This window comes from Bradyrhizobium sp. Crot121, from assembly GCF_059512385.1.
Genome location: NZ_JCAMOR010000002.1, coordinates 57,213 through 79,512 on the forward strand (window position 1 = coordinate 57,213; position 22,300 = coordinate 79,512).

The 22,300-nt window shown below is 61.4% G+C and carries 19 protein-coding genes; all 19 read left to right on the forward strand.

The window, feature by feature from the left end; translation table 11 throughout:
- Nucleotides 1-16 precede the first annotated feature (16 nt).
- Nucleotides 17-1,231, forward strand: coding sequence for an imidazolonepropionase (gene hutI, locus AC5ZGW_RS02525; RefSeq protein WP_130222601.1), 1,215 nt, complete (start codon nt 17-19; stop codon nt 1,229-1,231).
- Complete coding sequence (gene hutH, locus AC5ZGW_RS02530) at nt 1,228-2,817, forward strand: histidine ammonia-lyase (protein ID WP_130222603.1); 1,590 nt, start codon at nt 1,228-1,230, stop codon at nt 2,815-2,817. The genes hutI and hutH overlap by 4 nt, the downstream gene beginning before the upstream one ends.
- A complete protein-coding gene (gene hutU, locus AC5ZGW_RS02535) occupies nt 2,814-4,484 on the forward strand; it encodes a urocanate hydratase (protein ID WP_130222605.1) in 1,671 nt (556 codons plus the stop codon). Before hutH ends, hutU begins: the two co-directional genes overlap by 4 nt.
- Before the next feature lie 270 nt (nt 4,485-4,754).
- Entirely contained in the window at nt 4,755-6,338 is a 1,584-nt protein-coding gene (locus tag AC5ZGW_RS02540; protein ID WP_130222812.1) for an ABC transporter substrate-binding protein, read from the forward strand.
- 72 nt (nt 6,339-6,410) lie between these two features.
- Nucleotides 6,411-7,391, forward strand: coding sequence for an ABC transporter permease (locus AC5ZGW_RS02545; protein ID WP_028161899.1), 981 nt, complete (start codon nt 6,411-6,413; stop codon nt 7,389-7,391).
- Complete coding sequence (locus tag AC5ZGW_RS02550; RefSeq protein WP_130222607.1) at nt 7,391-8,311, forward strand: ABC transporter permease; 921 nt, start codon at nt 7,391-7,393, stop codon at nt 8,309-8,311. The genes AC5ZGW_RS02545 and AC5ZGW_RS02550 overlap by 1 nt, the downstream gene beginning before the upstream one ends.
- Nucleotides 8,308-10,149 (forward strand): ABC transporter ATP-binding protein, encoded by a 1,842-nt coding sequence (locus tag AC5ZGW_RS02555; RefSeq protein WP_130222609.1) that lies wholly within the window; start codon nt 8,308-8,310, stop codon nt 10,147-10,149. The genes AC5ZGW_RS02550 and AC5ZGW_RS02555 overlap by 4 nt, the downstream gene beginning before the upstream one ends.
- 96 nt (nt 10,150-10,245) lie before the next feature.
- Nucleotides 10,246-10,980 (forward strand): DeoR/GlpR family DNA-binding transcription regulator, encoded by a 735-nt coding sequence (locus AC5ZGW_RS02560; protein ID WP_245474486.1) that lies wholly within the window; start codon nt 10,246-10,248, stop codon nt 10,978-10,980.
- On the forward strand, nt 10,973-12,262 hold the full coding sequence (locus AC5ZGW_RS02565; RefSeq protein ID WP_130222613.1) for a Zn-dependent hydrolase: 1,290 nt from the start codon (nt 10,973-10,975) through the stop codon (nt 12,260-12,262). The genes AC5ZGW_RS02560 and AC5ZGW_RS02565 overlap by 8 nt, the downstream gene beginning before the upstream one ends.
- Nucleotides 12,259-13,224, forward strand: a complete 966-nt coding sequence (locus AC5ZGW_RS02570) for a phosphotransferase family protein (protein WP_207230906.1) — start codon at nt 12,259-12,261, stop codon at nt 13,222-13,224. The genes AC5ZGW_RS02565 and AC5ZGW_RS02570 overlap by 4 nt, the downstream gene beginning before the upstream one ends.
- A gap of 34 nt (nt 13,225-13,258) precedes the next feature.
- Nucleotides 13,259-14,194 (forward strand): choline/ethanolamine kinase family protein, encoded by a 936-nt coding sequence (locus AC5ZGW_RS02575; RefSeq protein WP_130222615.1) that lies wholly within the window; start codon nt 13,259-13,261, stop codon nt 14,192-14,194.
- A complete protein-coding gene (gene hisN / locus AC5ZGW_RS02580) occupies nt 14,194-14,982 on the forward strand; it encodes a histidinol-phosphatase (RefSeq protein WP_130222617.1) in 789 nt (262 codons plus the stop codon). Before AC5ZGW_RS02575 ends, hisN begins: the two co-directional genes overlap by 1 nt.
- A 9-nt stretch (nt 14,983-14,991) precedes the next feature.
- Complete coding sequence (locus AC5ZGW_RS02585) at nt 14,992-16,383, forward strand: ethanolamine ammonia-lyase subunit EutB (RefSeq protein ID WP_130222619.1); 1,392 nt, start codon at nt 14,992-14,994, stop codon at nt 16,381-16,383.
- A 1-nt stretch (nt 16,384) separates the two neighbouring features.
- Nucleotides 16,385-17,143: an ethanolamine ammonia-lyase subunit EutC gene (eutC, locus tag AC5ZGW_RS02590; RefSeq protein ID WP_283813226.1), complete on the forward strand. Its 759-nt coding sequence runs from the start codon at nt 16,385-16,387 to the stop codon at nt 17,141-17,143.
- 227 nt (nt 17,144-17,370) lie between these two features.
- Nucleotides 17,371-17,868: a hypothetical protein gene (locus AC5ZGW_RS02595; RefSeq protein ID WP_130222623.1), complete on the forward strand. Its 498-nt coding sequence runs from the start codon at nt 17,371-17,373 to the stop codon at nt 17,866-17,868.
- Nucleotides 17,813-18,145: a hypothetical protein gene (locus tag AC5ZGW_RS02600; protein WP_130222625.1), complete on the forward strand. Its 333-nt coding sequence runs from the start codon at nt 17,813-17,815 to the stop codon at nt 18,143-18,145. The genes AC5ZGW_RS02595 and AC5ZGW_RS02600 overlap by 56 nt, the downstream gene beginning before the upstream one ends.
- A 589-nt stretch (nt 18,146-18,734) precedes the next feature.
- A complete protein-coding gene (locus tag AC5ZGW_RS02605) occupies nt 18,735-19,013 on the forward strand; it encodes a hypothetical protein (protein WP_130222627.1) in 279 nt (92 codons plus the stop codon).
- Nucleotides 19,014-19,267: 254 nt separating this feature from the next.
- Nucleotides 19,268-21,223: an APC family permease gene (locus tag AC5ZGW_RS02610; RefSeq protein ID WP_130222629.1), complete on the forward strand. Its 1,956-nt coding sequence runs from the start codon at nt 19,268-19,270 to the stop codon at nt 21,221-21,223.
- Nucleotides 21,224-21,432: 209 nt separating this feature from the next.
- Nucleotides 21,433-21,900 (forward strand): metallophosphoesterase family protein, encoded by a 468-nt coding sequence (locus tag AC5ZGW_RS02615; RefSeq protein ID WP_130222631.1) that lies wholly within the window; start codon nt 21,433-21,435, stop codon nt 21,898-21,900.
- Nucleotides 21,901-22,300: the final 400 nt, after the last annotated feature.

Here is a 22,300-nt window from a genome sequence, read left to right on the forward strand (position 1 = left end):
ACCCGGGGGAAGGCACATGGCAGAGCGCTACGATCGTATCTGGCACAATGCGCGGCTCGCCACGATGCGCGAGGATCTGCCGGGTCTCGGCGTCGTCGAGCACGGCGTGATCGCGGCCCGCGATGGCCGGATCGTCTATGCCGGCACGCAATCCGATTTCCCGCGTGATGCCGACGCGACCGAGCGGATCGACTGCGCCGGTCGATGGATCACGCCGGGGTTGGTGGATTGTCACACCCACCTCGTTTTCGGCGGCAACCGCGCACACGAATTCGAATTGCGGCTTAAGGGCGCAAGCTATGAAGAGATCGCGCGTGCCGGCGGCGGCATCGTGTCCACCGTGGCGGCGACTCGCAACGCGAGCGAGGCCGAGCTTGTCGCCGGTGCGCTGCCGAGGCTCGACGCGCTGATCCGCGAGGGTGTCACGACGATCGAAATCAAGTCCGGCTACGGCCTCAACACCGAGACCGAGATGCGGCAGCTTTTGGCCGCGCGTGCGCTTGGCCGTGTCCGACCGATCGCGGTCCGGACGTCTTTTCTTGGTGCACATGCACTTCCGCCGGAAGCTTCCGGCGACAAGGATCGTTACATCGATCTCGTGTGCCAGGAAATGCTGCCTGCGGTGGCGGAGGCGGGGCTTGCAGACGCCGTGGATGCTTTCATGGAAGGCATCGCGTTCTCGCGCGATCAAACGGCGCGCGTCTTCGAGGCGGCCAAAGCCCTGGGTTTGCCGATCAAGCTTCACGCCGATCAATTATCGAACCTCGGCGGCGCATCGCTTGCAGCGGAATATTCAGCTCTGTCCGCCGATCATCTGGAGCACACCGACGAGGCCGGGGCTCAGGAGATGGCGGCGGCAGGCACGGTCGCGGTCCTGTTGCCAGGCGCGTTCTATTTTATTCGCGAGACGACGAAACCGCCGGTCGAGCTTTTCCGTGCCCACGGAGTCAAAATGGCGTTGGCGACCGACTGCAATCCCGGCAGCTCGCCGCTGACGTCGCTTCTGCTCACGATGAACATGGGGGCGACGCTGTTTCGATTGACCGTTGCCGAATGTCTTGCCGGCGTGACGCGGGAGGGAGCGCGCGCGCTGGGCCTTCTGGGCGACACGGGTACGCTCGAAGTCGGCAAATGGTGTGATCTCGCGATCTGGGACATCGAGCGGCCCGCTGAACTCGTCTACCGGATCGGCTTCAACCCCCTGCATAGCCGCGTATGGAGGGCGCAATGAGTGATCCGGCGGCGCCGATCGTCGTCAAGCCGGGAAGGGTCACGCTCGATGATTGCGCAGAGGTGCTCGCAGGTTCCGCAGTCGTGCTCGAGCCATCGTTCTGGGCGCGGGTCGAAGCAGCGTCCGCTATTGTTGCGCGGGCCGCTCGCGCGGACGTGCCGGCGTACGGCATCAACACCGGATTTGGAAAACTGGCATCGACACGCATTGCGCCCGATCAGACGGCGCTGCTTCAGCGCAATCTCATCGTCTCTCATTGCTGCGGGGTAGGGCGACCCACGTCCGAGCCGATCGTTCGTCTGATGATGGCCTTGAAGATCGTCTCGCTCGGGCGAGGTGCTTCGGGCGTGCGCCGCGAGGTCATCGAACAATTGCAGATGATGCTGGCACGCAGCGTTTGTCCGCTGGTGCCGCAGCAGGGTTCGGTCGGCGCATCCGGCGATCTGGCGCCACTTGCGCATATGACGGCCGTCATGATCGGGGAGGGGCAGGCGATCCTCGATGGACGGCTTGTTCCGGGCCGCGACGCGCTCGCCGCCGCCGGTCTTGCGCCGCTGACGCTCGGGCCGAAGGAGGGGCTCGCCCTCATCAACGGCACCCAGTTCTCGACGGCTTACGCCATCTCCGGCGTGCTGCGCGCCCATCGCCTCGCCTGCGCGGCTTTGGTGACAGGCGCTCTTTCGGTCGATGCCGCCATGGCCTCGACCGCGCCGTTCCGGCCGGAGGTGCAGCAGTTGCGCGGACATGCCGGCCAAACTGCTGCCGGCGCCGCCCTGACGGCGCTGCTTGCCGGCAGCGACATTCGCCAGTCGCATCTCGAGGGCGATGAGCGGGTGCAGGATCCCTATTGTCTGCGCTGTCAGCCGCAGGTTGCTGGCGCCGCGCTCGACTTGCTTACGCAAGCGGCGCGAACATTGCAGATCGAGGCCAATGCCGTCACCGACAATCCGTTGGTATTGGTCGAGACTGGCGAAATCGTCTCGGGCGGCAACTTCCACGCCGAACCGGTGGCCTTTGCCGCGGACCAAATTGCGCTCGCGCTTTCGGAGATCGGCGCGATCAGCGAACGGCGAATTGCGACCCTGGTCGATCCCGCGCTGAATTTCGGCTTGCCGCCGTTCCTCACGCCGGAGCCGGGTATCAACTCCGGCTTCATGATCGCCGAAGTGACGGCGGCCGCGCTCTATGCCGAGAACAAGCAGCGTGCGTCGGCCTGCTCGATCGACTCAACCCCCACCAGCGCCAATCAGGAAGATCACGTCTCGATGGCTGCGCACGCCGCGCGCCGGCTGTCCGATATGGCGGACAATTTGGCGACGATCTTGGGTATCGAGCTCTTGGCCGCGGCGCAAGGCATCACGCTTCGCGCGCCGCATTCGACCAGCGCGCCGCTCGCAGCGGTCGTCGCCGAGTTGCGCGCGCATGTGCCGGCGTTGAGCGCCGACCGTTACATGGCCGACGATCTTGCGAAGGCGACGGCGCTGGTCGAATCCGGCGCGTTGCCGACGGCCGCGCTCTCCGCGCTGCCGGACATCCCGTTCCCGATCCTTGTTTCGAATCTTGCCGATAAGGGCGATCTGTCATGAACCGTCGAGTAGACAACGACCGTACGATCCGCGCGCCCCGGGGCGGCGAGATCAGTGCCAAGAGCTGGTTGACGGAGGCACCGCTCCGCATGCTCATGAACAATCTCGATCCGGAAGTCGCGGAACGTCCAAGCGAACTCGTCGTCTACGGCGGAATCGGTCGTGCCGCGCGCGACTGGGATAGCTTCGACCGGATCGTCACCTCCTTGCGCAAGCTGGAAGCCGACCAGACCTTGCTGGTCCAGTCGGGCAAGCCGGTCGGGATCTTCCGCACGCATCCGGACGCGCCGCGCGTTCTGATCGCGAACTCGAACCTGGTGCCGCATTGGGCGACGCTCGATCACTTCAACGCGCTCGACCGGCAAGGCCTGATGATGTTCGGGCAAATGACGGCCGGGTCCTGGATCTATATCGGCAGCCAGGGCATCGTGCAGGGAACCTATGAGACGTTTGTCGAGGTCGGACGACGACACTACGGCGGCAGTCTTGCAGGCAAGTGGATCCTTACGGCGGGGCTCGGCGGCATGGGCGGCGCGCAGCCGCTCGCCGCCACCATGGCGGGCGCCTCGCTGCTGGCGATCGAATGCCAGCCGAGCCGCATCGAGATGCGGCTGCGCACGGGTTATCTTGATCGACAAGCGAACACGCTTGATGAGGCACTTTCGATCGTGGCGGCGAGCGCGCAGGGTAACAAGCCGGTCTCGGTCGGCTTGCTCGGCAACGCGGCTGAGATTTTTCCGGAACTGGTGCGGCGTGGCGTGAGGCCGGACATCGTCACCGACCAGACCAGCGCGCACGATCCCATCAATGGCTACCTGCCCAAGGGGTGGTCGTTTGCCGAGTGGGAGACAAGACGCGCCAGCGATCCGAAGGCGGTTGAAGCCGCGGCCAAGACGTCGATGGTCGATCACGTTCAGGCCATGCTGGATTTCCACGCCCAGGGTATTCCCACGCTGGATTATGGCAACAACATTCGCCAGATGGCGAAAGATATGGGACTGGATAACGCATTCGATTTTCCGGGCTTCGTCCCCGCCTATATCCGTCCACTGTTTTGCAGAGGCGTTGGGCCGTTTCGGTGGGCCGCGCTGTCAGGCGATCCGGATGACATCTTCAGGACGGATGCCAAAGTCAAGGAGCTGATGCCCGACGATAAACACCTGCACAACTGGCTCGAGATGGCGAGAGCCCGGATCAAGTTTCAGGGGCTGCCGGCGCGGATTTGCTGGGTAGGTCTCGGCGACCGCCACCGGCTGGGTCTCGCCTTCAACGAGATGGTGGCGCGCGGCGAACTGAAGGCGCCGATCGTGATCGGCCGCGACCATCTCGACAGCGGCTCGGTTGCGAGTCCGAACCGCGAAACGGAAGCGATGCGCGACGGTTCCGATGCGGTGTCAGACTGGCCGCTGCTCAATGCGCTTCTGAATTGTGCCAGCGGCGCGACATGGGTCTCATTGCATCACGGCGGGGGCGTCGGCATCGGTTATTCGCAACACGCCGGAATGGTGATTGTTGCAGACGGAACCCCGCAGGCCGCCCGCCGCATTGAACGCGTGCTTTGGAACGATCCGGCGAGCGGCGTCATGCGGCACGCGGACGCGGGCTATGAGAGCGCGATTGCATGTGCCCGCTCGAATGGGCTCGATCTGCCGAGCGTGACGCCATAAGGGCATCATCGGTGCTGACTGAACAGTCAGCGCGACCGCAGCCGTCGTGCACCTCACGCTAGGTGGCAAATCCGCTTGCCTGCGCCGTAGGCGAACCGCTCACCAAGAGGCAGTATCTCGTCCAGGCTCATCGCAGCCGAGACGTATCTGCTGTCAAATCGGTCAAAATCCACACATGGATAGTCAAAAATAGCTCGAAAAGCGCATGGCACGCCTCCTGCATGACCGTTGTGACCGATCTGTCGGTTCATGTGGAAAAGGGGAATGTCGATGCATCCGAAATTTGACCGTCGCCACTTTCTAAAGGGGGCGGCGGGAGCCGCGGTCGCCGCAGGCTACATGCAGATCAGTCCAGACTTTTTCATCTCACAGGCGCGCGCGCAGGCCGGGAAGACCATGACCTTCCTGTCGGCCGAGAACATCACGGGCAATTGGGATCCAACCGCTCACACCACGCTTTCGCAGAAAAACATCGAAGGCTTCGTGATGGGTTTTCTGACCCGCACACCGATGAAGCTCGATAACCCGAGCGAGGTCGTCTATGAACTGGCAACCGACATCAAGCTGCTCGATCCGAACCGCCTGCAAATCAAGCTGCGTCAAGGCGTCGTCTTCCATGATGGCAAACCGTTCAAGGCGGAGGACGTCAAGGCCACTTTCGAATATGGATCCAAGCCGGATCGCCCCGCGCAATGGTATCCTGGCCCCACCGAAACGCTGAGGATCGAGACGCCTGATGACTACACGGTGATCGTCGATACGTCGAAAGGCGGTTACCCGGCTCACCTCTTCATGTTCCTTGCGGCGTTCCTGCCGATCATGTCGGCAAAGGATATCGCGGGCGGACCTGGGGGCGTGCTCTCACAGCGGCTGAATGGCACTGGTCCCTTCAAATTCGTCGAACAGCGCGGCAACGACACCGTGATGAAGGCGTTCGATGGCTACTTCAAGGGCAAGCCGGCCATTGCGGGGATCAATTTCACCTTCACCGGCGACTCCACGACGCGCATGCTCTCCCTCATGAATGGTCAGGCTTCGATCGTCGAACGCCTTGAGCCAGAGCAGGTGGATGCGGTCAAGGGCAATCCCAACATCCGCATCAACCAGGTCGTTTCGGTCGAGAACAAGTATCTTTGGTTTCGCTGCTCGAAGCCGCCGTTCAATGATCCCCGTATCCGCCTCGCCGCCTGTCACGCCATCAACCGTGACGTCATCCTCGAAGTGCTGGGATCCGCGGGGCACGCGTCGTCCAACTTCGTGTCGCCGGTCAAGTTCGGTTACATCGATCTCGAGAATTATCCGAAGTTCGACCCAAAGAAGTGCCAGGCGTTGCTCGCCGAGGCCGGCTTCCCGAACGGCAAGGGGTTGCCGCCGCTCGAATACATCACGTCCGTGGGCTTCTATCCCAAGACCAAGGAATACGGCGAGATCATCACCGCGATGCTCAACGAGCAGGGCTTCAATGTCAGCCTGACCGTGCTCGAGCCAGCCGCCTGGAATGAACGCCTGTACCATCGTCCCGGCGGCGGACCCGGTCATATGGTGGACTGCGGATGGTCGACCGGCTCGCCCGAGCCCGATTTGATTCTCCGCACGCATTTCCACTCCTCGTCGCATCGCATTTGCGGCATCGAGGATACCGCGATCGACGCAAGTCTCGACAAGGAGCGTAGCGCACCGACGCTTGAGGAACGGAAGAAGATCCTCCAGACCGAGACGATGCCCCTGATCGCCTCCAAGATGCCGGCGCTCTCGCTCTTCACGTCCGTCATGATTCACGCGATGCAGAAGAATTTCGAAGGTCTCTATATCTATCCGGATGGTTCGATGGATGCTTCGAGGCCCGTTGCCTGACCATGGACGGTCACCGCGCGCCGCGAGCAGGCGGTGCGCGGTCCGACATGTCCTCCGACGCGGAGCTGAAGAATGTTCGTCCTGAACTTCCTGATGCGGCGCCTGATTCAAGGCGTCATCATCATATTCCTTGTCTCGCTGCTGATCTTCACCTTGCTGAGGGTGGTGCCGGGAGATCCGGTGCGACTGATGGCCGGCGGCATGGCTCCCGAGGCCCTGATCGAGAAGATCGCGACCGACATGGGGTTGCGAGACCCGATCATCGTTCAGTTCGGCCGCTATATGAGCAGCGTCGTTCGGGGCAATCTCGGGCAGTCCTTCGTTCGTCCCGCGAACGGCGCTGCGACAGGCGGCGCGAACTTCAACGATACGACGCGCGGTGAACGGGCCAAGGTGCTAAGCCTGATCCTCGAAGCCTTGCCTATGACGCTGCAGCTTGCCGCAGTGACGTTGGCGATTGCCCTCGTTTTCTCCGGGATCATAGGGATTGCTGGCGGCCTCGCGGTCGGGCGTTGGCCGGACAAGCTGGCATTCTACACCTCGTCGGTGTTCATATCGTTGCCGAATTTCTGGCTGGGAATCGTTCTCGCGCTGCTGTTTTCAGTCAAGCTCGGTTGGCTGCCGGCGATCGGATATCAGGGGTTTGCCTACACGATTCTCCCAGCCATCGTGCTTGCGGTCGAATTGTCGCCGGTCCTGATCCGGACGCTCGTCAGTTCCGTCTCGGCGCAGATGATGGAGCCTTACGTGGCGGTGGGGCATGTCCGTGGCCTCGGCCGCAGCCGCATCATTGCAAACCATGCCCTTCGCAATGCCTCGGTGCCGCTGCTCAATCTGCTCGGGGTGCAGTTTTCGAGCCTGCTCGGCGGGGTGATCATCGTCGAATACATCTTCGACTATCCCGGGCTTGGTCTGTTGACCATCAACGCGGTGTTGCAGCGCGACTTCCCGTTGATTCAAGGGATCGCCATCGTAACCAGCGCCATCTTTGTGCTGATCAACATCATTGTCGATCTTATTGCCACCACGATGGATCCAAGGCTCGAATATTGATGTCTCTCGCTACCGCCACCGGCGCACCAATGGCGCACACGCCGGCCCAACGCTCCGTCATCCGACGCATCTTCGACAAGGCTGCATCGACGCCGGGATTTCGCGTCGGCCTCGGACTGTTCGTTGTCCTTGCCCTGGCGACCGCCTTCTATCCTGAACTGAGCGGCATCGACCCGACGAAGATGGACGTCAAGGCGCGCCTTCTGCCACCGCTGTTTCTGGGCGGAAACTGGAGCTGGGCGCATCCGCTCGGCACGGATCAGATCGGCCGCGACATGCTCGTCCGCTCACTGGTCGGTCTGCGTTACTCCTTCCTGATCGGCGTCGCCTCCGTCATCGTCATGTTGGCGATCGGATGTGCGCTTGGCACGATTTCGGGCTACTTCGGCGGACGAACCGATGCCATCGTCATGAGGCTGACGGACGCCCAGCTATCGATCCCGATGATTATCCTCGCCATTTCCGTGCTCGGCGTTTCGCGGCCGACCATCCCCGCGATCGTTTTGGTGCTCGGAGTTTCGAACTGGCCGGTCTATGCCCGCATCATGCGCAGCATCGTGATGACCGAGCGGCAGCGCGAATATGTCCGCGCCGCAAAGATCGGCGGTTCGACCGATCTTCGGATCATCCTCGCGCTGCTGCTGCCGTTGCTGCTGCCGCCGGTCCTGTTCACGTCGGTGCTCGACGTTGCGCGCATGATGATCTTCGAATCCACGCTCGGTTTCCTAGGGCTCGGCGTGCAGCCACCGACGCCGACGTTCGGCAATATCATAGCGGACGGACGGAAATATCTGCTGAACGCGTGGTGGATCGCCACCATGCCGGGTCTCTTCCTCGGCCTGACACTCACCAGCGTCAACCTGATCGGCGCTTCCCTCGAACGTGCACGGAATGCGATTCACGGAGGCTCCGAAGCATGACGCAGCCGCTTCTTGACCTCAAGAACCTGACGGTCGCCGCGGGTAGCGGCGGCACGGCCAAAGTCATTCTCGACAATGTGTCCCTCAGCCTCGCTCCCCGCGAGATCGTCGGCGTGGTGGGCGCCAGCGGTTCCGGAAAGACCGTACTTTCCAAGGCCGTGGTCAACTGGCTCGAGCCGCCGCTCACGAAGCGATCGGGTCAGGTGCTGTTCGAGGGACGCGACATCTATGCCATGCGCGGCGCGGAGATGCGCCTGTTGCGCCAGCGGATATCCTATGTCGGCGCCAATCCCATGGGTGCGCTCGATCCAACCCTGCCGGTCGGCGCCCAGATTGTCGAGAAGATGCGGGCCGTCGTGCCCAGAACATTACGTCGGGATGCCGAACGTCGTGTCATCGAACTCCTCGATGCGGTTCGCATCCCATCGGCGCGAAATCGCTTTCACGACTATCCCTCCCAGTTCTCGGGCGGCATGATGCAGCGAGCGCTGATCGTGGATGCATTGGTGACCAATCCCGCACTTCTGGTCGCCGACAACGTCACGCAGCCGCTCGATGTGACGGTCGCTGCTCAGGTGATCCGGCTGATGAAGGAGCTGACGGTCACCTTCAACACCGCGGTGCTGTTCGTCTCATCGTCCCTGCCAGTGGCGCGTGAAGCCTGCTCGCGGATCCTGGTGATGGATGAAGGGCGCATCGTCGAGGAGCAGTCGACAGAAGATCTGATCAGCAGGCCCGTATATCCCTATACACGCGAACTGGTGCGCCAGACCCCAAAAATATGGGTCGAGGCGGCCGCAACGCCCCGCCTTGACGACCAGCGGGAGGTGGTTCTCAGCTTGCGCGACGCCTCGCAGACCTACAAGGTTAGAAAGAAAAGCGGTTTTGGTGGCTTCAACCTGGTTCGCGCCGTTCGCAACGTCACCTTCGACGTGCGCCGCGGCGACAGCTTTGCCATTGTCGGCGAGTCCGGCTGCGGAAAGTCGACCCTGATGCGGCTTCTGTCGAGGCTCGAATTGCCGAGCTCAGGACAAATCCTCTGCGCGGACAAGGACATCGCAACGCTCAAGGGCCGGGCGCTGCTCGAGTTCCGGAGCAAGCTGCAGATGGTGCTACAGGATCCGTTCGGCTCGCTGCCGCCCCGGACCTCGATCGGGAGGATGCTGGAGGATCCGCTGCGTACGCATGGCTGGCGCGACAAAGGCAGGATTCGCGAACGCATCCTGAAGGTGATGGGCGAAGTGGGGGTGCCGGCCGAACTTTATGAGGAGCTTCCGCTGGGATTGAGCGCTGGACAACGACAACGCGTCAACGTCGCCCGTGCGCTGGTGCTGGAGCCGGAAATTCTCATCATGGACGAAACGCTGTCCGCGCTTGATCAAACCGAGCAGTTCAAGCTGCTCGACTTGCTACAGACGCTCCAGAAGGAATACGATCTGACCTACATCTTCATCTCGCACGATCTGGCGATGGTGAGGAAAGCCTGCAATCGCGTGGCGGTGATGTATCTCGGTGAGGTCTTCGAGCTCGCTGACAATGAGCGACTATTCTTCGACCCGGGACACCCGTACACGAGGGCACTTCTGAGCGCCATGCCGACGCTTGAGCGGCGTCGCTATCAGCCGGACGAGTGTCTGCTGGAGGGGGAGCCGCCAAGCCCGCTCGACGTTCCCGCGGGCTGCAGCTTCAGGTCGCGCTGTCCGCAGGCCATCGACAAATGCAGCCGCCTTCATCCGAGCCTGACGGTGCGGGAGCGGCAGGACTTCGCTGCGTGTCATCTGGTGATGCCGTCGCTCGGTGTCTGCGGCGCTGCCGAAGGGATGCACGCCAGCGTGTGATGAGGGGGTCGTGAACAACAAGTCGGCTTTGGAAGCGGCCAGCAGTGCCGTGGGAATCGGGGAACGTTCATGAGCTTCACGGAGCATCGTCTTGAATTGATCCGCGACATGCTGCGCCAGAAGCAGCGGGTCCACGTCAGGGAATTGGTCGACCACCTCAAGGTCAGTCAGGAGTCGATACGGCGGGATCTCCGGGAGCTCGAGACGCAAGGTTTCGCCCGCCGTGTCTATGGCGGTGCGGTGATCGACCGGCAGGAGAGCGATCAGCCTTTTGCCGAGCGTTTGCGCGTTGGCGCGAGGGAGAAGGCGCGGATCGGTGAAGCCGCCGCGGCTCTGGTCAAGGATGGCATGAAGATCTTTGTTGACGAGGGGACGACGGCCCTTGCCTGCGTGAAGCACCTTGAGGCCCGCAGGGATCTTACGATTGTGAGCAATTCGCTCGCGGTAGCGGCGCACTTCTACTATCTGTCGACCCCCAGCGTGCGCGTGCTCGGAGGACGGCTGCGACCTGATTATCAGGCGACGTTTGGGCCAGAAACCGTGACTGCGATGAAGGAGCACTTTTTCGATCTCGCGATCATCGCAATCAGCGCCGTCCATGTCGAACGCGGTTTTATGGATTATGGCGAGGACGAAGCGATCGCGCGGCGCGTTGCGCGCGCACAAGCTAAGCGATCGGTAATCGTCGCCGATAGCTCCAAATTCGGCCGCCTCGGTTCGATCCATACATTCGGGTTGGGCGACGTACATGCTGTCATCACCGGGGCCGTCCTGACCAAGGACTTTTCCGACCAATTCCTCAAATCCAACTTGGAAATCATCTATGCCTGACGTTGTCTCCAAGCACGCTCCCATCAATCCATCGCGTCTTCAGGCAATGATGGAGGAATTGTCGGCGTTCGGCGGTGGGCCGGATGGATCCATGAACCGCTTGACCCTCTCGAAAGAGGACGGCGCAGCGCGTAATTGGCTTGGCCGCTGGTTCGCGAGCAACGGGTTTGTCCAGGCCGTCGACGCCATAGGCAATCAGTTCGGCAGCTTGTCGCTTGCCGGCGCGAATGCGCCGGTCATCATGGTCGGCTCACATGTCGACAGCCAGCCCAATGGTGGTCGCTTCGACGGCGCTCTCGGTGTCGTCTCGGCCTGTGAGGCCGTACTTGCCGTCTCAGAGCGTCTGAAGGCAGAGAACAAGCTATCGGCCTGCAATTTTCGGGTGGTGAACTGGACCAACGAGGAGGGCGCGCGTTTCCAGCCAAGCCTGTTGGGCAGCAGCGTGTTCGCCGGAGCGGCCGAGCTTGAATGGGCGCTCGACCGGGCGGATGGAGATGGCGTCACCGTTCGCCAGTCGCTTGAGCAGATCGGTTATGCGGGCGGAGATAAAATTGCGCTGCCCGACGCTCTTATCGAACTTCATATCGAGGGCGACAAGGTGCTGTTTGAGGCGAGTGAAAAATTCGGCATCTTCACCCGTTTCTGGGGCGCAACGAAGTACCGTCTCGCTTTCCTCGGCCGCCAGGCGCATACTGGGCCTACACCGATGGCTGAGCGCAGGGACGCGCTGCTCGGCGCCGCCTACCTGATCGCCGATTTGAAGGAGATCGCCGGCGAGCACAGGTCGGATTTGCACACATCGGTCGGTCGGCTGGAGGTCTTTCCCAACTCCCCAAACACCGTTCCATCGGAAGCCGTTCTCTTCATCGAGTTGCGTTCGGGCTCGCCCGACGTCCTCGCCGAGGCTGAGCGGATGATGAAGATCAGGATGGAGGCGGCGGCCAAGAAAGCCGGTGTGACCTATGAAATCAGGGCGATTGATCGGCGCAAGGCGGGCCGCTTCTTCCCGGGACTGATTTCGCTGGCCGAACGAATGGTCGCGAATTACGGCGAAACGGCGCGCCATCTGGATACGATCGGTGGCCATGATGCGGTGGCAATGTCCAGTGTCTGCCCCTCAATTGTCCTGGCAGTGCGTTCGCGCGACGGCGTGATCCATCATCCGACCGAGTTCACCAGCGCCGAGGATCAGGCTTTTGGGACGCAGGTGCTGGCGGACATGCTCTACGCGATTGCCAGCGAAGGGCTGCAGGCGGCTAATCCAAAAGGAGCTGCAGCATGAAAGCGCTCGGGAAGCCGCAGACGGCCCTGGAGGCGCGCGCCGAGCGAGCCATCCAGAGTTTTCCGATAATCGATGCCGCGAGCGCGACCTATGCAGCATCTGCGGCGCCGGTTGCATCGCCGTCCTATCACGCGGTCGAATCGACCTCGTTCGACGTAGCGCCTGATGGCCAGGAGGCAAGCTTCTTTCTTCGGCTGGGAGGTGACGAGGTCGCAGAGCTGGTCGACGACGACGCGGCGTTTGCAGCGGCGCGTCGTCTTCACAGACTCGGTCTGTCGCCGGAGCCTATCGCACGAGTACCGGACGAAAGGGCCGTGCTGTTCGCGCGGCTCGGCGAAGGCTGGCGAACTGCCAAGATCGACGACCTGATGCACGAGAGTGCGGCTGCCCGTCTCATCGAGATGCAGAAGACGATCGCCACAGGCGAGCCATTCGGGCGACGTTGGTCTGTCTTCGATGGCATCGATCGGCTTTGGCCGCTGGTTTCGGAGGCCAGCAACATGCTCCCGGGCGATGTGGAATGGATGCTGGCATGGATGGCTCCGATGCGTGACGCGATCGCTGCGGCGGGCGTCGAACTAAAACCAGCGCACGGAGACCCCCATTCGTCCAATGTCATGCTTGGTCCGAACGAAGCGATGATGTTGGTCGACTTCGACATGGCCGGTGACATCGATCCCTACTACCAGCTCGGCGTGCAGATGAATGAGCTCTACCAATTCGAAAGCCAGATGAAGCCACTCTTGGAGATGCATGACGGCAACTTCAGTGAGAAGGCATTCAACCGGTGCAGGATCTACGCCGCTGCCGACGACTTTTATTGGGCGCTCCGCAGCCTGCTGCAGGATGCACGGTCACTCCGCCAGGGCCTCGAATTCCTGAAATATGCGGGATGGCGTTTCCTGCGCTGCCGGATGCTGCTCGGGCACCCCGGCTTCGAGGAACGGGTCCGATCTCTCTAGAGCGTTTTCGAGCCAGAGAAAGTGAGACAAGGTTATGCTTGAAATCGGTGCGGCCAGGTCAGATGCCGAGCGGACGCTCGAGGCGGCCATTGTTCAGGTGGAGGCCTGGAAGCCCTGCTGCCTGTCCTATCAGCCGGTATCCGGCGGCATCAGCAACACCAATTTCCTCGTGAGGGTCGATGGCGACCCTGTCGGATACTTTGTGAAGATACCGGGGCGCGGCACCGAGATGTTCATCGATCGCAGCGCGGCGCGGGCGGCAAGCAAACAGGCCGAGGCAATGGATGTCGGGCCGAGGACGTTTGACTTTCTCGACCACCTGGACATCGAGATTTCAGAATTCCTTGATGACCGGCGAGCCTCCACCCATCGCGACTTCCTCGATCCCGCCTTTCGCGCCACCGTGGTGAGCATGTATCGCCGCTTGCACGAGGCGCCGCCACTTCCGCTGACCAAGACCGTATTCGACATGATCGAGGAGCACTATGAGCAGGTGAAGCAGCTCGGCGGCTACTGGCCCGAGGATCATGCCTGGCTCTACCGTCAGTATAAGCAGGCCCGGGCGGCTCTCGAGGCGTCCGGGCTCGATCTCGTGCCTTGCTTCAACGATCCAATGCCAGGGAATTTCCTGGTCGGGGACGACAAGTCGATCAAGCTAATCGACTTCGAATATGCATCCAACAACGAACGGCTTTATGACCTGGCCATCTGGAGCAGCGAGCACTTCTTCTCGGAGGATGTCGAGCAGGAAATCATTGAGGAGTATTTCGGCCGTTATGACAAGCGATGGCACGCGCGCTTCATCGTCCACAAGGCGCTTGCCGACATCAAGTGGAGCGCCTGGGCGCTGGTGCAGAACCGGATGTCGACGTTGGATTTTGATTTCTACAAATATGGCATATGGAAGCACATGCGCGCGCGTTCCATCATCTATGACCCGCGCTGGCCGTCATTCCTGAAGGCGCTGTGATGGTCAAACTTGCCGTGGCGGTAGACGATGCGGATGTCTACCTTTCCTTCGCCGCCGAGCTCGCTGACGCGGTCAGGCCCATCGTGCTGTCCTATTTCCGCACCCCACTGGATGTCATTTCCAAGCCCGATGCGAGTCCGGTGACGATTGCCGATCGAACCGTCGAACTGCACCTCAGGGAACGGATCGAGGCGCGTTATCCCGACCACGGCATCATCGGTGAGGAGATTGGGGTCAAGCGCGGCAACGCCTTCACATGGGTCATCGATCCGATCGACGGCACCAAGAGCTTCATCACTGGCCTTCCCTTGTTCGGTACGCTGATCTCGCTGACTTATGAGGGGCAGCCCTTCTGTGGTTTGATCGACGCCCCGGCCACCGGCGAGCGGTGGATGGCGAAGCCCGGTCTGACGTTGTTCGGCGGCAGATTGGTCCGGACGAGCGCCTGCGAAGCCATCGCAGATGCCCGTTTCTATACGACGTCACCCGATATGTTCGCGAACGAGGACGCAGAAGTGTTCGAGCGGCTTTCGAGATCCGCCAAGCTGCGGCGTTTTGGGGGCGATTGCTACATCTATGGTCTGCTCGCGTCGGGACATTGCGACATCGTTCTGGAAACGGGACTGCAGCCATATGACTATATGGCCCTGGTTCCGATCGTGCAGGGGGCGGGGGGATGCTTCACTGACTGGAAGGGAAGCCCGCTTTCAATTCATTCCGAGGGGCGCGTGTTGGCGTCTGCCACGCCGAAACTTCACGCGGAAGCGCTGGCCCTCATCAACCGATAGCAAGCGATCATGCCCTACAAGACGACGATCGAGCAGACGGTCTTCAGTTTCGCTGACCTCAAGGATCTCCTGGCCAAGGCGACGCCCGAGCGATCGGGCGACCAGCTTGCCGGCATCGCTGCGGACGGACCGGTCGAGCGGCTTGCCGCGCAGATGACGCTGGCGGACGTTCCCCTCAAGACATTCCTCGCCGAGGAATTGATCCCCGCCGACTGGGACGAAGTCTCGCGCCTGATTGTCGATCGCCATGACCCGGCGGCTTTCGAGATCATCTCGTCGCTGACCGTTGGTGAATTCCGCGAATGGCTTCTCAAGCCGGAAACGGGCCAGCGGCAGCTTGAGGCGGTGACGTTCGGCCTGACGCCTGAGATGGTGGCCGCGGTCTCGAAGATCATGCGCTTGCAGGATCTGATCTCAGTGGCGTCCAAGCGGGAGGTCGTCACCCGCTTCCGGTCGACAATTGGACTGAGGGGGCGGCTTTCGACGCGCAATCAGCCAAACCATCCGACCGATGACTCCTACGGCATTGCCGCCTCCGCAATCGATGGGCTCCTGATGGGGTCGGGGGATGCGGTGATCGGGGTAAATCCGGCAACCGACACCGTGGATGACTATGTGCGCATTGTCTCGCTCCTCGACGAACTGCGCATGCGCCTTTCGATTCCGACGCAAACATGCTGCCTGGGTCACGTGACGACTGCCATCAAGGCAATCGCTGCGAAGGCTCCGGTGGATCTCGTGTTCCAGTCGATCGCCGGATCGCAGAAGGCGAATGACGGTTTCGGCATCAGTTTGGCGCTGCTCAAGGAGGCACATGAGGCTGTACGTGACCTCGGGCGCGGTGCGATCGATGCGAATTTGATGTACTTCGAGACCGGACAGGGGGCGGCACTTTCGGCCGAGGCGAACTTCGGCGTCGATCAGCAGACCATGGAAGCCCGCGCCTATGCGGTTGCGCGCGAATTCAGGCCCTTGCTCGTGAACACCGTGGTTGGATTCATTGGCCCCGAATATCTCTTCAATGGAAAGCAGATCATTCGTGCCGGCCTGGAAGATCATTTTTGCGGTAAGCTGCTCGGCTTACCGATGGGAGTGGACGTCTGCTACACCAACCACGCCGACGCCGATCAGGAAGACATGGACGCGCTGCTGACCCTGCTTTGCGCGGCCAACGTCAACTTCGTCATCACCGTTCCCGGCGCGGACGATGTGATGCTGAACTACCAGTCACTCGCGCATCATGACGCGGTCTATTGCCGAGAAATCCTGAAGCGTCCGCCGGCGCCGGAGTTTGAGCGATGGCTGGTGGATATCGGATTGACCGATATGGCCGGCCGCCTCTTGGACGCCCCGCCGAGGCTCGCTGATCGCATTGCGAATGCCAGGCTGCTCGGAGCGTGACGTGAAGGATGATCTGGCAAAGGAAACGGCAGGGTCGGTCGACTTGCGGCAGATGACAGAAGCGCGCGTGCTTCTGGGGCGATTTGGTGCCGGGCTGCCAACGCGCGCCGCGCAGTTGTTTCTACTCGATCATGCACGCGCGCGTCAGGCCGTCTGGTCTGCAGTCGATTGGGCTTCACTTCGAGCCAACCTTGCTGATCTAAGTCCGGGAACGGTCGATGTCGAAAGCCAGGCCGGCGATCGCGGTACCTATATCCGACGCCCTGATCTGGGCCGAAAACTTTCTCCGGAGTCCGCGGAGCGCCTCGCAGGTATCCATCCGGGTTGTGATGTCGTGATCGTGGTGGCGGATGGATTGTCGGCCAGCGCCATCAACATCAATGCCGTGCCGCTGGTGCAAGCGATCGTCGAACGTCTTTCATCTCGGCAGCTTTCCATCGCACCGCTGATTTTGGCATCGCTCGCGCGCGTCGCGCTCGGTGATCCCGTGGCGGAAATCATCCGTGCTCGGGTTTCGATTGTGCTCATCGGAGAGCGACCCGGCCTTTCCTCAGCGGATAGTCTAGGCGCCTACATGACATGCTTGCCGAAGGCGGGTACGCCCGATTCAAGGAGGAACTGCATCTCGAATATTCGTAACGGCGGGCTGAGCGCCGACAACGCCGCGGATGCCGTGGTGTCGCTGGTTTTGGATATGCTGAAGGCAGGTACCAGCGGAGTCGCCTTGAAGGATGCCGTGGCGCGCTTGCCGACCAGCTAACGCCGACGGGCTTGCCGTGCGGATTTGGTTGGGTGTGTGTACCGAAAACCTTATCCGAGTTGATGACGTGATCGAATCGCCTAGGCGCCTACGACCTCTACCTCGCCAGCTTCCGCAATCCGGCGCATCTTCCCAACGAGAACGACTACGAGCCGAGCCGGATCTATGCCCGCTCGGGTTCGATCATCGGCCCGGTTGCCACCACGACGACGTCGCGAAGCGCGACGATGTGGGCCAACGAGCAGACCTGGCTACGTGCCGGCAAGGACATCCGCGATGCCACGCTGGACCTGCGCAACCTTCACCGAACCGACACGACATGGCTGGAGGCCGGCAACGATATCATCAATGCCGACCTCTCGGTGGAGGGGCCCGGCTCGGTGCTGCTGACCGCCGGACGCGACGTCTACAATCCGCGAACGGTGAGCATCGGCAATCGCCGGTTCGACAGCAACAACCGCCCGATCACGGGAACGGACATCCGCGGCCTTCCCGCCGACGGCGCCTCAATCGACGTGATCGCCGGCCTGAACGGCAAGTCCCCGGACTACACGGCGTTCGTCGCCGCCTATCTCGATCCGGCGAAGGTCGCCGCAATGCCCGCCTATCTCACCACGACCGTCGACGGCCAGATCGTGCCGCATCGACAATCTCGCCGTGAAGGGAGAGGTGAAGGGGGTCCCAAAGGACGACGTCAAGATCGCGCCACTGACCCTCGATACTAAGGACAAGGCGGCAGCGGACGCGGTCAAGGATGCGACCCAGCAAACGCCCTCGGATCGGCCTTCGGTGATCATTGTTGAGTTTCTCGGCTACGGCGGCGGTGACGGCGAGCCGCGGCAGGACGAGGACAACAGGTCGCGTCGGGCGCCCGAACGCAGCGGTCAGTCGCCGGCTTACGATCCTGGAAATCCGGTTCAATTCGTCGGCATCGGGAAGCTCACTGCAGATCAGGTGCAAAAGCTGACGCCGAATGAGCGGCGCGCGCTCGAGGCGCAGTAGATGAAAGAGCGGGCAAGTTGAACGAGATCTTGACCGTTGAGACGCGATCGGGCCCGGATCTCTCAGGTTGCCAGCTCGACGCGCTGATGTGCCGCGCGGTCTTTTGGCGTACCGCCATGCGAACAAACCGGCGGCTTGCGAGTTATCCTCCATCACTGGCATGACACTACGCATGGTGGGCGCCGGTGGTCGAAAGACCGATCGCGCTCCCGCCTGCATACGAGGGAGCTGCGCCATGTTAAAGCGGCGTCGTTTTAAGAACACCACCTTGGAAGAGTTGCTCGCGGGCGAGGTGCAGCATCCGCGGAAAATGGCCGAAAGCAGGCCAGCTGGGAGCGAGAGAGAGCAGCTTATTCGCAAAGCTCGGCAAGCTGAAATAGCGTCTGACCTGATGCTGCGCCGATATCGCCGGCTCTCCTAGCTGGCATCGCGCGCAGAGCGAGCAGCGCTCCGGCGCGGATCGGTCCTAGTTTACGCCGGATCATTCGCCGTCGAAATGGCCTGCCGTGCCGTCGCAAATAGCTCCAGCTCCCGGGAACGATCGCCGCTTTGCGGGTTTGAGCGTGGAGTCAGTATGGGAGGAGATCTCATGAGAACCTCAATTCTCGCGCTAGTCGTCGGTTTGGGAGCCGTGATCGCGCTGCCGACCATGGCGCAGCAGCAGACCGTGCCGAACCCACAGATGCAGGAGGAGGCGGACAAGGGCGCCAAGACCCGTCAGTCCGGTGAATCAGGCTATGTCGGCGAGCAGGAGAAGCCGGGTGCTTCCGCCCACGCCCCTGGACGACCCGCCGACCAGCCGACGACGGGATCCAGCAGTGGCACGAGCCGCACTTCGCCCTCCGGAACGGGCGAAAAATCTCGCTAAGCAAGTCCTCGAAAAAGCAGCGCTGTCTTCGCCTGCGACGGCCGCAAAGCGCCATCTCGAGATTCGTGCGCTGCTCTTCTCAGAGTCAGCAACACTTCACCCATTAGGAACCTACGGAATTTACGAGTCTTGGTGTTCGGAGCGCCTGACCTTGCGAATACGGCAGGCCGCGGGGCGCCCTCGACTTCGGCTGTGTCCCTCGGTGGGTAAGCTGAAGAATGGTATGATGTATCTTGTTGGTCGGGATAGTGAGTGTGAGCGCGCTTGATCTTCTTCTCGGACGACGCTTGGCCAACCGGGAGTTCAAGGAGCGCAAGATCGGGGCCTTTGAGGGCGTTCCGGCAATGGGACTCGATGGACTTGGCTCATCCGCCTACGGTCCTGAAGCCGCCCTCACCATCCTCATTCCGCTCGGAGCAGCCGCGACGTCCTTTATCGGCTGGGTCATGGCGCCGATCGTGGTCCTCCTTGCGATCTTGTTTGCCTCGTACTGGCAAACCATCCGAGCCTACCCGAACAACGGTGGTGCGTATGTCGTTGCCAAGGACAACCTCGGTACCAATCCTAGTCTGCTCGCCGCGGCGGCTCTGATGGTCGACTATGTCTTGAACGTTGCCGTCGGCATCGCGGCGGGAGTTGGCGCGCTGGTTTCGGCGGCGCCGACCTTGCACGCCTACATTCTCCCACTGTGTCTCGGTATTCTCGCGCTCGTGACGATTGTGAACCTCCGCGGCACGCTCGATGCTGGCCGGATGTTTGCTTTGCCTACTTATCTGTTCGTGGCCAGCTTCGGCATCATTCTCGCTGTCGGAGCTTATAAAGTCATGATCTCCAGCGGATCGCCCCAGCCGGCTGTCCCGCCGCCCCCAATGGGACACGCAATCGAAACCGCGAGTCTCTGGCTACTGCTGCGCGCCTTCGCAAGCGGCTGCACGGCGATGACGGGAGTGGAGGCTGTGTCCAACGGCATGACCGCCTTTCGTGAGCCGACGATTAAGTACGGTCACCGTACGTTGACGGCGATCGTCGTCATCCTCGGCACGCTGCTGATCGGCATCGCCTTTCTCACTCGCGCCTATGGCATCGGCGCTATGGATCAGGAGCAGGAGGGCTACCGCAGTGTTCTGTCCCAGCTTGCGGCCGCCATTGTGGGAAACGGCGCTCTCTATTATGTCGCGATCGGTTCACTGCTGTGCGTGCTGGCTCTTTCGGCCAATACGAGCTTCGTGGATTTCCCTCGCCTTTGCCGCGTAGTCGCTCAAGACGGCTTCCTGCCCAAATCCTTCGCAGTTGCGGGCCGACGATTGGTCTTCGACGTCGGCATCCTATATCTGGCGTTCACATCGGGATTTCTCCTGACGGTCTTTGGCGGCATAACCGACAGGCTCATCCCACTGTTTGCGATCGGTGCATTTCTCACCTTCACCATCTCGCAAACTGGCATGGTATGGCATTGGCGCCGAGCCATTGCCGAGGAGGAAGCACCCAAGAAGGAACTGAAAGCCCATCTCGTGATCAATGCGATCGGCGCGATCACGACAGGTACTGCTCTCATCGTGATCATCGCGGCCAAGTTCATAGAGGGAGCTTGGATCACCATTTTGGTGCTTCCGCTCGTCATCGTTCTGCTCAAAACGATACGCGCCTACTATGACGAGCTTGCCACCCAGCTCCGCGATCCCGCCCCTTTGGATCTCAGCGGATTGGCTCCGCCTATTGTCGTTGTCGCGTTCGAGAGTTGGAACAGGCTGAGCGACAACGCTTTGAAATTTGCGTTGAGCATCTCGCCGGAAGTCGTCGCCGTTCATCTCCTACAGCTATCGGGTCCAGATGTCGCGGATGAACAGCGAATTCTTCGCGACCAATGGCGAAGAGATGTCGAGGTGCCGGCAGAGCAAGCGGGACTCCTGCCTCCACGCCTAGTCGTTCTCCAGGCGCAATACCGCGCGATTCAGCAGCCGATGTTGAGGGTGATCGATGAGATCAGAGACAAATTTCCCGGTAGGCGACTCGCGGTTCTGATCCCAGAAGTGGTTAAACGACGTTGGTACCAACACCTGCTGCATACGCATCGCGCCCTCCGGCTGCGCTCTCGACTAATCGGACTCGGACAGCCTGATGTGACCGTGATCAACCTTCCGTGGCGGTTGGACCTGGACAATGAGCCCGGCAAGGAGCGAAGCGCCGCCAGAGGTGATCGGTCCGCTTGAGCATGCGGCAAGTAAGATGCTTTTCGTTCGCACTCTTACGGCAGATGCGATGCTCGTTCCGATCGATCATAATGGGCTGGCGACGAAGCTGAGCGAGGCGGGTGGTTGCTTTGTGTTGGCTGTCGTTGGCGTCGCATTGTTCTATAACGGCAAGGATAGCGCCACGTCATCCGACCCGAACAGGGGTACCGCACGAGGACACTGACGCATTGCTCAGGATCGGAGTCATCTCGGATACCCACGCCCTGCTGCGTCCCGAGGTTGAGCCACGGCTCGCCGGGGTCGCGCATATCATCCATGCCGGCGATATCGGTCGCCCAGACGTGATCGCCCGGCTCCGCCGGATTGCGCCTGTGATTGCGATCAGAGGGAACGTCGATACCGGCGACTGGGCGGAGCGCTATCCTGACACCCAGACGATAAGGCTCGGCGGGCGGTCCATCTACATCCTGCACAACCTCAAGGAATTACGGCTCGATCCTGGTTTGTGCGGTATTGACGTGGTCGTTTGCGGCCACTCGCATCGACCGCAGATCGAGACCATTGACGGAGTGCTTTATCTCAATCCCGGAAGCGCTGGGCCCCGGCGCTTTAAGTTGCCTGTGACCCTGGCCATTCTTGAGCTGACCGCAAGTGGCCTTCGGCCTGTAATTCACCGTCTCGCTTGTGCGGACTAATCGCCAGCAAAGCGCCTCTGCCAAACGTCACTGTCGTCTTCCCCAACGAGGTCCTCTCCTCCAATCAAGCTCGTAGGTTCAAATTTGTGAGGACCATCCGGAGTTCCTAGGAAAGAGGACCGTGCGCTCTTGGGACAACGCTGCTGTCACTTGCGGCGGCTCAACGGAGCATCAGGCCGATCTGACGTAGCAACGGAGAGCCTGCGAGGCGCTGGACGAACTTGCGCGCAGGCACCCTCAACGTGATCCTCTCCCACGATCGTACCCATAGGAACGAAAGGGCCGGCAACGAGTAAGGTCGTTCTCTCGGTATTCTTATTGCCAAGAGTCTATCCGACCAGACAGTCTCGGCCACCTTGGCGGGACTGTCTGGGGTAAGCGAGCTGGTCAATGATTTTTC

Bases quoted from the DNA above. Each gene is read 5' to 3' on its own strand.
- hutH (WP_130222603.1), top strand. From the start codon at position 1,228: ATGAGTGATCCGGCGGCGCCGATCGTCGTCAAGCCGGGAAGGGTCACG.
- hutU (WP_130222605.1), top strand. From the start codon at position 2,814: ATGAACCGTCGAGTAGACAACGACCGTACGATCCGCGCGCCCCGGGGC.
- AC5ZGW_RS02545 (WP_028161899.1), top strand. From the start codon at position 6,411: ATGTTCGTCCTGAACTTCCTGATGCGGCGCCTGATTCAAGGCGTCATC.
- AC5ZGW_RS02575 (WP_130222615.1), top strand. From the start codon at position 13,259: ATGCTTGAAATCGGTGCGGCCAGGTCAGATGCCGAGCGGACGCTCGAG.
- hisN (WP_130222617.1), top strand. From the start codon at position 14,194: ATGGTCAAACTTGCCGTGGCGGTAGACGATGCGGATGTCTACCTTTCC.
- AC5ZGW_RS02595 (WP_130222623.1), top strand. From the start codon at position 17,371: ATGTGGGCCAACGAGCAGACCTGGCTACGTGCCGGCAAGGACATCCGC.
- hutI (WP_130222601.1), top strand. From the start codon at position 17: ATGGCAGAGCGCTACGATCGTATCTGGCACAATGCGCGGCTCGCCACG.
- AC5ZGW_RS02605 (WP_130222627.1), top strand. From the start codon at position 18,735: ATGAGAACCTCAATTCTCGCGCTAGTCGTCGGTTTGGGAGCCGTGATC.
- AC5ZGW_RS02550 (WP_130222607.1), top strand. From the start codon at position 7,391: ATGTCTCTCGCTACCGCCACCGGCGCACCAATGGCGCACACGCCGGCC.
- AC5ZGW_RS02565 (WP_130222613.1), top strand. From the start codon at position 10,973: ATGCCTGACGTTGTCTCCAAGCACGCTCCCATCAATCCATCGCGTCTT.
- AC5ZGW_RS02570 (WP_207230906.1), top strand. From the start codon at position 12,259: ATGAAAGCGCTCGGGAAGCCGCAGACGGCCCTGGAGGCGCGCGCCGAG.
- AC5ZGW_RS02540 (WP_130222812.1), top strand. From the start codon at position 4,755: ATGCATCCGAAATTTGACCGTCGCCACTTTCTAAAGGGGGCGGCGGGA.
- AC5ZGW_RS02555 (WP_130222609.1), top strand. From the start codon at position 8,308: ATGACGCAGCCGCTTCTTGACCTCAAGAACCTGACGGTCGCCGCGGGT.
- AC5ZGW_RS02585 (WP_130222619.1), top strand. From the start codon at position 14,992: ATGCCCTACAAGACGACGATCGAGCAGACGGTCTTCAGTTTCGCTGAC.